The sequence below is a fragment of the Pseudomonas sp. GW458-11-26-14-LB4 genome (genome assembly GCF_059423925.1).
In genome coordinates, this window is the sequence record NZ_JBWKYU010000003.1 from 174691 (window position 1) to 188222 (window position 13532).

The 13532-nt window shown below is 59.0% G+C and carries 11 protein-coding genes; 9 read left to right on the forward strand and 2 right to left on the reverse strand.

From position 1 onward, the window contains the following. The first annotated feature begins 16 nt into the window (after nt 1–16). A complete protein-coding gene (locus AC07XZ_RS05885; protein WP_102686198.1) occupies nt 17–1447 on the forward strand; it encodes an aminotransferase-like domain-containing protein in 1431 nt (476 codons plus the stop codon). A gap of 76 nt (nt 1448–1523) precedes the next feature. Further along, on the forward strand, nt 1524–3170 hold the full coding sequence (gene pgm, locus AC07XZ_RS05890; protein ID WP_102686197.1) for a phosphoglucomutase (alpha-D-glucose-1,6-bisphosphate-dependent): 1647 nt from the start codon (nt 1524–1526) through the stop codon (nt 3168–3170). 61 nt (nt 3171–3231) lie between these two features. Here the strand turns inward: pgm and AC07XZ_RS05895 are convergent, their stop codons facing one another. Continuing rightward, a complete protein-coding gene (locus AC07XZ_RS05895; RefSeq protein WP_085610260.1) occupies nt 3232–3927 on the reverse strand; it encodes a pirin family protein in 696 nt (231 codons plus the stop codon). 277 nt (nt 3928–4204) lie between these two features. Here AC07XZ_RS05895 and AC07XZ_RS05900 point away from each other — a divergent pair, with 277 nt between their 5' ends. Beyond that, complete coding sequence (locus AC07XZ_RS05900) at nt 4205–6679, forward strand: UvrD-helicase domain-containing protein (RefSeq protein WP_102686196.1); 2475 nt, start codon at nt 4205–4207, stop codon at nt 6677–6679. 57 nt (nt 6680–6736) lie between these two features. Here AC07XZ_RS05900 and AC07XZ_RS05905 read toward each other — a convergent pair whose 3' ends face one another. After that, nucleotides 6737–7009 (reverse strand): DUF1652 domain-containing protein, encoded by a 273-nt coding sequence (locus tag AC07XZ_RS05905; RefSeq protein WP_011334086.1) that lies wholly within the window; start codon nt 7007–7009, stop codon nt 6737–6739. Between the two features lie 263 nt (nt 7010–7272). Here AC07XZ_RS05905 and AC07XZ_RS05910 point away from each other — a divergent pair, with 263 nt between their 5' ends. The 6 genes from AC07XZ_RS05910 (at nt 7273) to AC07XZ_RS05935 (ending at nt 13429) form a co-directional block, all read left to right on the forward strand. Continuing rightward, nucleotides 7273–8088: a helix-turn-helix domain-containing protein gene (locus AC07XZ_RS05910; protein WP_102686195.1), complete on the forward strand. Its 816-nt coding sequence runs from the start codon at nt 7273–7275 to the stop codon at nt 8086–8088. Between the two features lie 51 nt (nt 8089–8139). After that, complete coding sequence (locus AC07XZ_RS05915; protein ID WP_102686194.1) at nt 8140–9546, forward strand: NAD(P)/FAD-dependent oxidoreductase; 1407 nt, start codon at nt 8140–8142, stop codon at nt 9544–9546. Between the two features lie 29 nt (nt 9547–9575). Next, on the forward strand, nt 9576–9920 hold the full coding sequence (locus tag AC07XZ_RS05920) for a cupin domain-containing protein (RefSeq protein ID WP_102686193.1): 345 nt from the start codon (nt 9576–9578) through the stop codon (nt 9918–9920). A 56-nt stretch (nt 9921–9976) separates the two neighbouring features. Beyond that, nucleotides 9977–11062, forward strand: coding sequence for a polyamine ABC transporter substrate-binding protein (locus tag AC07XZ_RS05925; protein WP_007954580.1), 1086 nt, complete (start codon nt 9977–9979; stop codon nt 11060–11062). A gap of 387 nt (nt 11063–11449) precedes the next feature. Beyond that, on the forward strand, nt 11450–12916 hold the full coding sequence (locus AC07XZ_RS05930) for a serralysin family metalloprotease (RefSeq protein WP_102686192.1): 1467 nt from the start codon (nt 11450–11452) through the stop codon (nt 12914–12916). A gap of 93 nt (nt 12917–13009) precedes the next feature. After that, entirely contained in the window at nt 13010–13429 is a 420-nt protein-coding gene (locus AC07XZ_RS05935; RefSeq protein WP_158247722.1) for an AprI/Inh family metalloprotease inhibitor, read from the forward strand. Nucleotides 13430–13532: the final 103 nt, after the last annotated feature.

Genomic DNA, 13532 nt, shown 5'->3' on the forward strand with positions numbered 1-13532 from the left:
CTGCGGACGTACGCTCATGAGTGAGCCGAGAGAATCTGATTTTGCCTACCAGGCGGTCTATCGCTACCTGACGCAACTGATCAGCGAGCCGGGCAACCAAGGGGCGATTCGACTGCCATCGTTAAGGCAGCTGGCCGAGCGGTTGAACGTTTCGATATCGACTATTCAATATGCTTACGCGCTACTGGAGAAAGAAGGCCGGGTCTATTCCGTCGCCAAATCCGGATACTTCGCGCAGCCTGCATCGTCGGTCATGCCGCCCGGACGCGGCGGTGATTTGCTGGAAACGGTGTACGTCAACGCCAGATGCACTGGCATGCAGGTATTGAGCGCCGATGAGCCGGCGTCGATCCAGCCCCTCGATCGTCCGTTGCTGATGCTTGAACGAGAGCTGTTGCGCCAGTATCCCCGGCACCTGCAAACGCCGGTCCAGCCTTGCGGCGAGCTTGAGTTGCGCACGCTGCTGGCGGCGCGCTACACGTCATCGGCCGCTCATTGCTGGCACGCTGAAGACGTCTACATCGGTGCCGATCTGCGAGGAGTGCTGGAAATCCTGATCGCCGTCCTTGAGCTGCGCCACGCAACCGTGGTGATCGAATCGCCGTGTGACTGGATGATCCTGCGCCTTTTCCAGTCCGCCGAGGTTCAGGTGATCGAGTTGCCGCTACAGCCGGACGGGGCATTCGATCCGCAGAAACTCCAGAGACTGCTTGAAAGCGAGCGGGTGCGATTGATCCTGCTGTCCTCCAGATTGAACATGCCCCACGGTAGTCGTATCCCGCCGGCCAGCCGTGAAGCCATTGCGCATTTGCTGCTGAGTCATGGCACCTGGTTGCTGGAAAATGATTGCCACGGCGACTTGCTGGACGACGCCGAAGGGGAGCCGCTGCGCGAGTTGGTGGATCCCGACCGTCTGTTGGTGTTTTCCATGTTCGAAAAAATCATCGGGGTCGAAGCACCTTACGGTTTTGTCCTGTCGCGGCAATGGCGTGCGGACCTGCAGCGTCACTTCCTGCTGCGTTCGTTCCGCCTGTCACCGATCCGCCAGAAAGCCATTGCCCGGCTCTATGCGAGCGGGCGGGTCGACCAGCATCTGCCAGTGCTCAAGCACTTGCTCAGAGAGCGCCGAACGCAATGGATCGATTTGATACGTGAGCGTCTGGGCGACTTTCTGCAAATCGTGGAACCTGATGGCGGCGCAACAATCTGGCTGCATTCTGCGCGCCCGGTCGTGATGGATGCCGTGTTTCAACGGTTGCTCAAGCAGCACGTGCTGATTGCTCCGGGGGAGTTGTTCAGCCTCAGAGGGTTGCACGCGCAGCACATGCGTTTGAGCGCGATTGGTGGCACGGAACACGAGTTGTTAAGACTTGTCGGACTGCTTGGGGATGCGTTGCGACTGGCTCCGCGGACAGATGCGCGCAAACACTCGGCTTGTACGCAATAGACCCCATCGCACTCCGGACAAACTGCCAGTAAACTCCGGTGTAATTTCCTGAACCACTCTATTTCAGAGGTTTTGCATGACACTCAGTCCTTTTGCGGGCAAACCGGCACCGGCAGAACTGTTGGTCGACATCCCGCGACTGGTTACGGCGTATTACACCGGTCAACCCGACGCCTCGGTTTCCACCCAGCGCGTGGCGTTCGGCACCTCCGGGCACCGGGGCAGTTCCTTTGATTTGAGTTTCAACGAGTGGCACGTTCTGGCCATCAGCCAGGCGATCTGCCTGTATCGCGAAGCCCAGGGCATCACCGGGCCGCTGTTCGTCGGTATCGACACCCATGCGTTGTCGACCCCGGCCGGGGCCAGCGCCCTGGAAGTGCTGGCGGCCAACGGCGTGACCGTAATGATCGCCGAAGGCGATGAATACACGCCCACCCCGGCAGTCTCCCACGCCATTCTTTGCTACAACCGTGGTCGCACCACGGGCCTTGCCGACGGCATCGTCATTACGCCGTCGCACAACCCGCCTCAAAGCGGCGGCTACAAATACAACCCAACCAACGGCGGCCCGGCCGACACCCATATCACCAAGTGGATCGAAGCCAAGGCCAACGAACTGCTGGCCAACAAACTGGCCGGCGTCAAACGCATCAGCTACGAGCAAGCGCTCAAGGCCGAAACCACCCACCGTCACGACTACGTCAACACCTACGTCGCCGACCTGATCAACGTCATCGACTTCGATGCCATTCGCGGGGCCAAACTGCGCCTGGGCGTCGATCCGTTGGGCGGAGCAGGGGTGCGCTACTGGTCGGCGATTGCCGAGCACTATCGTCTGGACCTGGATGTGGTGAACAAGGAAGTCGATTCGACGTTCCGCTTCATGACCGTCGACTGGGACGGGCAGATCCGCATGGACCCATCGTCCAGCCATGCCATGCAAGGCCTGATCGGTCTGAAGGAACGCTTTGACGTGGCCTTCGCCTGCGATCCGGATCACGACCGCCACGGTATCGTCACACCGTCCGGCGGCCTGCTGGCACCGAATAACTACCTGGCGGTGTCGATCGACTACCTGTTCCAGAACCGTCCGCAATGGCGCGCCGATGCTGCCGTGGGTAAAACCGTGGTCAGCAGCGGTCTGATCGATCGCGTGGCCAAGCGTCTGGGCCGTCGCCTGTACGAAGTACCGGTCGGCTTCAAATGGTTTGCCGATGGTCTATTCGACGGCTCGCTGGGTTTTGGCGGCGAAGAAAGCGCCGGCGCCTCGTTCCTGCGCAAGGACGGCGGTGTCTGGAGCACTGACAAGGACGGTCTGATTCCAGCCCTGTTGGCCGCTGAAATGACTGCCCGTACCGGACGCGACCCAAGCCAGGCCTACCGTGCGCTGACCGATGAACTGGGCGAGCCGTTCTCGGTGCGTGTCGACGCCAAGGCTAATCCGGAACAGAAAGCGCTGCTGAGCAAACTGTCGCCGGAGCAGGTCACCTCGACCGAGCTGGCGGGCGAGAAGATCCAGAGCATTCTGAGCAAGGCTCCAGGCAACGATCAGGCCATTGGCGGTCTGAAAGTGATGACTGAAAACGGCTGGTTCGCTGCGCGTCCGTCGGGCACTGAAGACATCTACAAGATCTACGCTGAAAGCTTCATCGGCGACGGCCACCTCAAGCAACTGGTGGCTGAAGCACAGACCCTGGTAGACGGTGCGATCAGCACCCAATAAATCCAGATAACGGAAAAGGGCGACCCTGAGGTCGCCCTTTTTTGTGCCCGCGATTCGCCGATCAGGCCAGATCCACCAGCACGATCTCGCTGTCCTCCAGCGCCGTGACGGTCAACACCTGTTCATCAGCCACCGCCACGCCGTCTCGAGCTTGTGCGCGCAAACCGTTGACTTCAATGACACCCGTAGCCGGCACCAGATAGGCACGGCGTCCGGCATCAAGACGATATTCAGCGGTTTCCCCGGCCTTGATATTGGCCGCCACCAAACGCGCGTCGGCGCGGATGCGCAGGCTCTGGTCGTCACCAGTCTTGCCGCTGGCGAGCGTTACGAAACCTTCACGGTCGCCTTTGGGGAACGGTTTGGCGCCCCAGGACGGCGGTGCGCCGGTTTCGGTCGGCAGAATCCAGATCTGGAAGATCTTGGTGTCCGTGGCTTCCAGGTTGTATTCGCTGTGGGCGATTCCGGTGCCGGCGCTCATGACCTGCACGTCGCCAGCCTCGGTGCGGCCCTTGTTGCCCAGGTTGTCCTGGTGGCTGATCGCACCTTCACGCACGTACGTGATGATTTCCATGTCGCGGTGCGGGTGAGTAGGGAAGCCCGTGCCGGCGGCAATGATGTCGTCGTTCCACACGCGCAGGTTGCCCCAGCTCATGCGTTGCGGATCGTAGTACTCGGCGAACGAAAAATGGTGATGGGCATCCAACCAGCCGTGATGTGCGCCGCCCAGCGAGCTGAAGGGTCTGAGTTCAAGCATGATCGTCTCCTCAAAAGGTTCGTCATGGGGCGCGATGCCTGAGCCACGAAGCGAGACCGGTGATTGATGGCAGCCATCATCTATCAGTCAACCATCGAGAAAAAGCGTAAAAACTGCGGCATTCCAATCGAATCGGTTGATATGAAAAAGGCTCGAAACCGTCTCATCCCACCTTCAATTCATCGCCTAAACCAATGACCTGTAAGCATTTCGCTAGAACAAAGAAGCAAATGCAGACACCATAGCCCTCAACAGCCTCAATCCGGAGTCCGTCAGCGTGGCGCAACACACCCCCGATCTTCCTCCCGAACTTCGTCCCTTGGCCGAGATGCCATGGTTCAAACGCCTGGCGGCGCGTTTTCTTGGCCACGGTCTGACGCAACTGCGCGCCCAGCACCGGGCTTCGTGGTTGCACGGCCAGGCCGACGGCTTTCGCAGCGGGCATACCGCCGGCGTGGATTACGGGTACAAGGAAGGCAAGGCTGATGGGCTGGAAGAGGGCCGCCAGGTCTTGTTGATCCGCGACAGTCGCAATACCGAGCATCGCCCGCCGGGTATCGACAATCACTTGTTCGACGATTGGCGTCTGCCGCTCAGCGCAGAACTGAAGAAGCGCATGAAAGCCGATGTCGCGCGCCTGCTGCCAGCCCACGCCCAGCCAAGCGTGGCGCAATGGAAAATGATTTTCAGCGATACCCCGTCAACCTCGGTGATTGCCGGCGCCGGAGCCGGCAAGTCCACCACGCTGGTGCTGCGGATCCTGCTGCTGACTCACTACCTGGGTTTTGAGCTCGATTCGATGACCGTGGTGACCTTCACCCGCGAGTCGCGCAAGGACTTCATCAACAAACTGATCGAACTGTTCGCATTGTGGGGCCGGGCACTCAGTCAGAAAGACGCGCGGGATCTGGTGCGTACGTTTCACTCGCGCATTTTGCCGATGGTTCGCAGTCTGCCGGGGTTCGAGCGCTTGCAGGCATTCGAAAACCTCAGCCAGCGCGCGCCGGGTGCGGATGAAGACGTCGACAGCAATCCGTTCGATCTGCGCATCAACGACGCACAGCGCCAGCAGCTCAACGCCTGCTACCACCGGCTCTACAAGGAAGACCCGCGCTTTGCGCAACTGATCCAGCCATTGTCCCGGCACGCCTTGCAGCTCAAGGAGCTGGAACGCGATCACCCGGACGTGCAAAAGCGCGTGGCAGTGACAGAGCTGGCGGCCCGGCGCGATGAAGAGCTGTGCGACATGATCGAGGACATGTGGCTCCGCGCCGGCGCCTGGCCGATCAAGGGTATCGAACCAAGCCGCGAGACTTTCGAAATCAACGGTGCTTTGTTCCATTGCCACGGCTACATTCCAAGCCTGGACGCCTGGGTCCTTCTGGGTTTCGACCCTCGGGAAAACCCGCAGGTCTGCCGTCCGATCGCCAAGCTGACGGTACGCGCGGAGTGGGCAGTCAAACGCACCCTGTTTCAAGCTTTCTGTCGTAAACCATTGATCTGGCTTGATAGTTACGAGTCATCAAGGCGTTTATTGGCCACGCTGGCAGGCGATGTCAGCGCCGGTCCCGGCTTCGATTACAAGGTCAAGGGCGAGCTCGCTTCCGCGCCGTTGCTCGACTGTTTTGTCGCCGCCGCAGGTTTCATCGAGAACCTGGGCCTGGATGTGCCGGACGCCGTTGGCCGTATGAGTTTCGCCAAGGACGATCCGGACCGGTTTTTCTTCGAAGCCTTGAGCCTGTTCTGGCGAGCGTTGGAAGACCATTTGCTGGATCAAAAACCGCCGGTCATGACCTACAACCGCATGTTCGCGCTGTTCAGCGAGCACTCACCGGAAAACTTCAAACTGCTCAGCGATGAGTTACTGCGGCCGATGTCGCACCTGATGATCGATGAGTTTCAGGACGTTTCACCGCAAATCGTCTCGTGGATTCGCGCCAGCCTCTCGGAAATCCGCAGTCGCGGGCCGGCCATGCACGTCGGGCGAGGTGCACAGCGATCCTCGCTGCTTTGCGTAGGCGATGACTGGCAATCGATCTACGGCTGGCGCGGCAGTTCTCCGAGTTACTTCATGGAATTCAACAAGGAATTCCTTTCGCCGAGTACGACGAGGGTGATGCTCAGCGAAAACTATCGCAGCCATCAGCACATTATCAACGCGGCGGAGCACATCGTTCGTGCGGCACCGGCGATTCCCGGCAAGAAGGCCAAGGCCAGCGGCGAAGAGAAGCTGTTGCATCCGGTCAACGTGCTGGAGCGCGACGATCAGGCACTCGGCCAGCGCCTTGCAGAACACTATCGAAAGGGCGATTCAATCCTGATGCTCTATCGAAAAAGCAGCGATATGTTGTTGATAGAGCAGCATATTCAGTCTGTAGTTAATGTGGATTCGAGCTTGCCATACGAGTCCCGACGCCTGAAACAACTGACCTATCACAGCGCCAAAGGTCTGCAGGCCGACGCGGTCTTCCTGCTGGGCGATTGCCAGCACCTGACCAGTTCGCCGTACAAGAATCAGGTATATCGCATGGCCGGACTGGGCAAGGCTGGTGACAGCGAGCCTTATGACAGTGCGCAAAAGGACGAAATCCTGCGCCTTGCTTATGTCGGCATCACCCGCGCAGTCAGCCATTGCTACTGGTACGTCGAGCCGCAAGACACGCAGGCAGTCAACATGCCTCGGGCTTCGGACCGGGTCGCCAAAGGCAAACCGTTCTTCGTCGATCATCGTCCGGAAAAGAAAACGGCCTGAATCCAACGCCCATGAAAAAGCCCGCACAAAGCGGGCTTTTTATTTTAAATCAGCTAGTTACGCGTAGCTCTTGAGAGATTCCGGAGGAATGAAAGCCTCCAGTTCGTCCTCGACGGCTTCGATTATTCGCTCCACATCCGCCGCGTTCATGACCGTGGCACAGGGAATGCCGGCGATCGCGATCAGGGTCTCGCCGCTGGCCCGATCGAACAGGCGCGCGACCAGACTGCCCGGCGCATCCATGGTCGCCTCGAAACCCATGGGATGAAAATGCCAGCGCATGAGCTGGCAGGCATTGGGAAACGTGACTTTGCTTGACCCTTTATTCATGTGTTGCCCGCCTTCTTCATCGAGCGCTTCCGTTTGCTCATGTTAGGTGGGAAGAGCCTTCATTGGCTCAACCGGTGACTGCCTTTAAAAGTAGCATCTGAATGTGAAATTCCTGTGAGAATTTTCAGTTCATTTAGCGATTGCGAGGATTCTTTTGATGTAAGTCACGATCCAACCAATCGTCGCCAAAGTGCCATTACGGTCGGGTTGTTGATGCAACGCCAGAAGTTGGGCAAGCTCGGTTCTTTTTCCAAGAGTCCCTTATGTACGCCGATGATGACGGCCCGGAACAGACGCGGGCCACGGCCGAAACGGTCATGCGCTATCACCTGTGCTGGAAACACCGGGACCTGGATGGCGTGATGGCGCTGTACCACCCGGACATCCAGTACAACGATTTTTTCCAGAATCGCGTGCTCGGCCTCGAAGAACTGCGCGAGTACGTGCGGGTCAGCATGCCGCGCGAATCCGACGAAGCGCTGGAGCATTGCGACCGCATCCGCATCGACGGCAACACCGCCTTCATTCAATACGAAGTGACGCTGCGCGGCGGCAACGGGCTGGTGTCGTTTCGCTCCAGCGAAGCGATCACGGTCAAGGACGGGCAGATCTGGCGGGTCAACGAATATGCTTCGCTGGTGCGCGAACAGGCCGATAGCCCGACGACAAGCAGCCAGCGTCCGGCGGTGAGTCGACTGGGCCTGTCGCCGCGTCAGTTGAGCTTCATGGCCGATGACCTGCAGCAGTATTTCCAGCGTCAGCAACCGTATCTCGACCCCGAGCTCGACCTGCAGCGGGTGGCGAAGGAGTGCGGGTACAGCCGCAATCAGATTTCCTATTTGCTCAATCAGGTGCTGGGGCAAAGCTTCTACCGGTACGTCAATCAGGCGCGTCTGCAACATCTATTGCAGTCGCTGGACAACGCCACGCCGCCGCTGCGCATCGATGAACTGGCCTTCGCCGCCGGTTTCAATTCGCTGTCGGCTTTCTATAGCTGCTTTCGCCAGCACACCGGCCAGTCGCCCAAGGCCTACGCGAAGCAAATTTCTTTGCGGACACGCGCGCAAGACAATCCCTGAGTTCTGCCTCTAGGATCGACGCCATCGAAACCTGGATTGGCGGAGTCTTGCATGCCGGCGTGGCGCACTATCAGTTTGTGGATGGACCAACTCGACGAGCCGCTGATCGCGCGCCCGTCGCTTGCGCAGGATCTGGACGTCGACGTGGCGATCATCGGTGCCGGTTACACCGGGCTGTGGACGGCGTACTACCTGAAACAACAGGCGCCAAACCTGAACATCGTCATCATCGAAGCGCAAACCGCCGGGTTTGGCGCGTCCGGTCGCAATGGCGGCTGGTTGATGGGCAATCTGCTGGGTGAGGATCGCCTGCTGGCGGGCCTCTCGCCACAACAACGCCGCGCTTCGTTCGATCTGTTGCACAGCATCCCTGATGAAGTCGAAGTCGTCCTCGAACGCGAAGGCATCGACTGCGATTACCGCAAAGGCGGGGTGTTGTGCTGCGCCGCGCGCTATCCCGAGCAGGAAACCAGTCTTCGCGACTACCTGAAAAAGCTCCACGCTCAGGGCCTGACCGACGACGATTACCGCTGGCTAAGCCCCGAACAATTGGCGCAGCAGATCCGCATCGCCAAACCTTACGGCGGCATCTTCGCGCCCCATGTGGCGACCATTCACCCAGCGAAACTGGTGCGCGGCCTGGCGCGAGCCGTCGAAGGCATGGGGGTAAAGATCTACGAAAACAGCCCGGTGACCCATTGGCAGGCCGGCAGCCTGCGCACCGACAACGCCAGCGTGCGCAGCCGCTGGATCGTCCCGGCCATCGAAGGTTATTCCGTCACGCTGCCACCGCTGGGCCGTTATCAATTACCGGTGCAGAGCCTGATCGTCGCCACCGAGCCGTTGTCCGCCGCAACCTGGGATGCAATCGGCCTCAGTCGGGGCCAGGCGTTCAGCGAATTCAGTCGTCAGGTCACTTACGGCCAGCGTAGTGCCGATAACCGGCTGATTTTCGGCGCCCGTGGCGGTTATCAGTTCGCCGGCAAGTTGCGCCACAACTTCGACCTGACCCGTGATGAAGTCGACCTGCGTCGCTACCTGTTCGGCGAGCTGTTCCCGCAACTGAAAAACGTCCAGATCACCCACGCCTGGGGCGGCAACCTCGGCATGTCCCGGCATTTCAAACCGCACATGCTCTGTGATCGGGCCAACGGCATCGCGCTGTCCGGCGGCTATGGCGGGGAGGGTGTCGGCGCTTCCAATCTGGGTGGGCGCACGCTTGCGGATCTGATTCTCGAGCGCGACACCGAGCTGACGCATCAGCCGTGGGTGCTGCCCGACGGCGGGATCCACGCGCTGCGGGCATGGGAGCCGGAACCGTGCCGCTGGCTCGGCTACAACGCGATCATCAAAAGCTTCGTCCACGAAGACCAGACCCTGGCCAACCCGGCGACTGCGCCCTGGCGGCGCAAGCTTGCCAGCCAGGTGGCCGGGTTCATGGAAGGTTTCATGCACTAATCGTTGTTTACTAGCAGACAGGTAACGCCATGAGCATCACCCAATTCAAGAACACCGCCACGTTGCAGCTGGAAGAATCCAACCCGGTGGCCGTGCCGCTCGGCACGCCGGTGGCGATTGCCTCGACCACCAGCGTCGAGCGCGACGACGGCGTCGAGACCGGCGTCTGGGAATGCACCCCCGGTCGCTGGCGCCGTCAGATCACCGCTCAGGAGTTCTGCCATTTCATTTCCGGTCGCTGCACGTTCACCCCGGACGACGGCGGCGAAACCCTGCACATACAAGGTGGCGACGCACTGATGTTGCCGGCCAACACGCTCGGGATCTGGGACATCGAAGAAACCGTGCGCAAGACCTATGTCCTGATTTTCTGACGTTTTGATCCTTTTGATTGCCTGCCAACAACAATAGCCAATACAGGAATCGATCCATGATCCGAAAGACCCTCGCACTCGCACCCTTGATGCTCGCCGTCTCCCTCGCTCAGGCGGCGGATACGGTCAAGGTTTACAACTGGTCCGACTACATAGCACCGGACACCGCCAAGAACTTCGAAAAGGCCAGCGGCATTGGCGTCACCTATGACGTCTACGACAGCAACGAAACTCTCGACGGCAAGTTGATGACCGGTAAATCCGGTTACGACGTGGTGTTTCCGTCCAACCACTTCATGGCGCGGCAAATCGAAGGCGGGGCGCTGAAGAAGCTCGACAAGAGCCAGTTGCCGAACTGGAAGAACCTCAACCCGGTATTGCTCAAGGCCTTGCAGACCAACGATCCGGGTAACGAACACGGCTTTCCATACCTGTGGGGCAGCACCGGCATCGGCTATAACATCGCCAAGGTCAAAGCCGTGCTGGGTGACAACGCGCCGGTCGATTCCTGGGATCTGATCTTCAAACCCGAATACATGGAAAAACTGCAGAAATGCGGCGTGGCGATCCTCGACAACGGCCCGGAACTGCTGCCGGCGGCGCTCAACTACCTGGGTTTGCCGCATCACAGCAAGAACCCCGAAGACTACAAGAAAGCTGAAGCGCTGCTGATGAAAGTGCGGCCTTATGTCAGCTATTTCCATTCCTCGAAGTACACCAGCGATCTGGCCAATGGCGATATTTGCGTGGCGGTCGGTTTCTCCGGCGACATCCTGCAGGCGGAAAACCGCGCCAAGGAAGCGAAGAACGGCATCGAAATCGGCTACGAGATTCCCAAGGAAGGCGCCGCGATCTGGTTCGACATGGTCGCCATGCCCGCCGACGCACCGGACGAGAAGGCCGGCTACGCGTTCATGAACTACCTGCTGCAGCCCGACGTAATGGCCGGCATCAGCAACTACGTGCACTACGCCAATGGCAACGAACAGGCCGACAGCCTGATCGACCCGGCGATCAAGAACGACACCAAGGTTTATCCGAGCCCGGAAATGATGGGCAAGCTGTTCGCACTGGAAGCGATGCCACTGAACATCGACCGGATTCGCACGCGGGTGTGGAACAAGATTCGTACTGGCAGCTGAAGAAAACAGGCGAGGGCGGTACAGCCCTCGCCTGAGTATGTTCTGTTGGATCAACTTGATATCAAACCACTGGCATTGCACCGATAAAGTGCAGCAAAGTGAGACGTTGCTAACAAAAAACAACTTACCGATATTTAATATTTAAATAAGAAATCGTCAGACAATTAGGCAAGCTCACCACACTTACAAACTTCTTTCGGCAGCACGCGCTTTGTTTACGGGAGTTTCCCGGAACAGTTCAATTTGATCTCAAAAAAACGCTAGACGTTAGATTTCAAATTGTGTCAGGTTTCTTACGCCTTCATTGGGCGAGTGATAGGACAATCTCGCCAGAGGTTGTCGCTATCGGACAAAAACTGTTCCATTGCTAAACAAGGAAGTGTGTTTATGTCGAAAGTAAAAGCTAACGCTATTGATACCGCCGAACAGGCTTTCCAGCTGGGCGCGGCGCCGGAACCACTGGCGGCAACCAGCACGGCGTATAACCAGATCAATAGCTTCAGCCATCAGTACGATCGTGGCGGCAACCTCACGGTCAATGGCAAACCCTCTTTTTCCGTCGACCAGGCCGCAACCCAGTTGCTGCGCGACGGCGCTGCCTACCAGGACAAGGATGGCAGCGGCAAGATCGAACTCACCTACACGTTCCTGACTTCGGCATCGTCCAGCACGATGAACAAGCACGGGATCACCGGGTTCAGTCAGTTCAGTGCTCAACAGAAAGCCCAGGCCGTGCTCGCCATGCAATCCTGGGCCGATGTGGCCAACGTCACCTTCACCGAGAAAGCCTCGGGCGGTGACGGCCACATGACCTTCGGTAACTATAGCGGTGGCCAGGATGGCGCTGCAGCGTTCGCTTATCTGCCAGGCACTGGCGCCGGTTACGACGGCACGTCGTGGTACCTGATCAACAGTGGCTACACGCAAAACAAAAATCCGGATCTGAACAACTACGGTCGTCAGACCCTGACCCACGAAATCGGCCACACCCTTGGCCTGGCGCACCCGGGCGACTACAACGCCGGCAACGGCAACCCGACCTACAATGACGCGACCTACGGGCAAGACACCCGCGGCTACAGCGTCATGAGCTACTGGAGCGAAAGCAACACCAGCCAGAATTTCAGCAAGGGCGGCGTGGAAGCTTATTCCTCCGGTCCGCTGATGGATGACATCGCAGCGATCCAGAAGCTCTACGGCGCCAACCTGACCACCCGTACCGGTGACACCACCTACGGCTTCAACTCCAACGCCGGTCGCGATTTCCTCAGCGCCTCGTCGTCGGCCGACAAGCTGGTGTTCTCGGTGTGGGATGCGGGCGGCAAGGACACCTTCGACTTCTCGGGTTTCACCCAGAACCAGAAGATCAACCTCAATGAAGCCTCGTTCTCCGACGTTGGCGGCCTGGTGGGTAATGTGTCCATCGCCAAGGGCGTCACCATCGAGAACGCGATCGGCGGCTCGGGCAACGACCTGCTGATCGGCAACAGCGCGGCCAACGAGCTCAAGGGCGGTGCCGGCAACGACATCATCTGGGGTGGCGGTGGCGCCGACAAGCTGTGGGGCGGCGCGGGTTCGGACACCTTTGTGTTCGCGGCCAGCTCCGACTCCAAGCCGGGTGCGATCGATCAGATCCTCGATTTCGTCAGCGGTCTGGACAAAATCGACCTGACCGGTATCACCAAGGGCGCAGGCCTGCACTTCGTCAGCGCTTTCACCGGCGCGGCGGGTGATGCGGTTCTGACGTCCTCGGGCGGCAACAGCCTGTTGTCGGTGGACTTCTCCGGGCACGGCGTGGCTGATTTCCAGGTCAGCACCGTTGGCCAGGCGGCCGCCAGCGACATCGTGGCGTGATGTAACAAGGGAAAGCGGCGCTTGATGCGCCGCTTTCTTCGCTTGCTTCGTCTCGCTACGTGCGCAAGGCTACACGCCGGAGTGAAATTTCCTATGATTCGAAACCCTTTTTCCCGCATGGCAGTCACCTGTTTCATGCCGATGCTGATGATTTCTGGAGAAACAACCATGGCAAGCAGCCTCAGACTCGAAGATCCATCGGTATTCGCCGGGCACTGGCAGGCGACGCTGACCGCCGCCCATGACGCTCCCGAAGCGCAGGCACTGCAAGACAAACCTTCCAACACCTGCCAGATCGACCTTGAGCCGAACCAGACACTGGGCCACGGCGCCGACTGTCTGAGCGCCTGGCTACAGGAAAACGCCATCGGCTGGTTTCCCGATCCGGACGGTCTTTCGATCACTGGCAAGGAAGGCTCCAGAATTCTTTTTTTCGGCCGACAACATGACGGACTTTATTCCAGTACTTTGAAGTCGGGTCTGATCGTGACGCTCAAGCGTGTCGAGCAATAACGCAGCGAATATAAAGAAGTACCCGACTGTTATAAGACTTCGAAAAAGTTGTTGTGAAAATGTAAGCGGGTACTTGCAAGTCATCTCTCGCAGGTAAGCGAAA

What these genes read in the sequence shown, in the direction of transcription:
- AC07XZ_RS05885 (WP_102686198.1), top strand. Translation starts at nt 17, where the DNA reads ATGAGTGAGCCGAGAGAATCTGATTTTGCCTACCAGGCGGTCTATCGC.
- pgm (WP_102686197.1), top strand. Translation starts at nt 1,524, where the DNA reads ATGACACTCAGTCCTTTTGCGGGCAAACCGGCACCGGCAGAACTGTTG.
- AC07XZ_RS05895 (WP_085610260.1), bottom strand. Translation starts at nt 3,927, where the DNA reads ATGCTTGAACTCAGACCCTTCAGCTCGCTGGGCGGCGCACATCACGGC.
- AC07XZ_RS05905 (WP_011334086.1), bottom strand. Translation starts at nt 7,009, where the DNA reads ATGAATAAAGGGTCAAGCAAAGTCACGTTTCCCAATGCCTGCCAGCTC.
- AC07XZ_RS05910 (WP_102686195.1), top strand. Translation starts at nt 7,273, where the DNA reads ATGTACGCCGATGATGACGGCCCGGAACAGACGCGGGCCACGGCCGAA.
- AC07XZ_RS05915 (WP_102686194.1), top strand. Translation starts at nt 8,140, where the DNA reads ATGCCGGCGTGGCGCACTATCAGTTTGTGGATGGACCAACTCGACGAG.
- AC07XZ_RS05920 (WP_102686193.1), top strand. Translation starts at nt 9,576, where the DNA reads ATGAGCATCACCCAATTCAAGAACACCGCCACGTTGCAGCTGGAAGAA.
- AC07XZ_RS05925 (WP_007954580.1), top strand. Translation starts at nt 9,977, where the DNA reads ATGATCCGAAAGACCCTCGCACTCGCACCCTTGATGCTCGCCGTCTCC.
- AC07XZ_RS05930 (WP_102686192.1), top strand. Translation starts at nt 11,450, where the DNA reads ATGTCGAAAGTAAAAGCTAACGCTATTGATACCGCCGAACAGGCTTTC.
- AC07XZ_RS05935 (WP_158247722.1), top strand. Translation starts at nt 13,010, where the DNA reads ATGATTCGAAACCCTTTTTCCCGCATGGCAGTCACCTGTTTCATGCCG.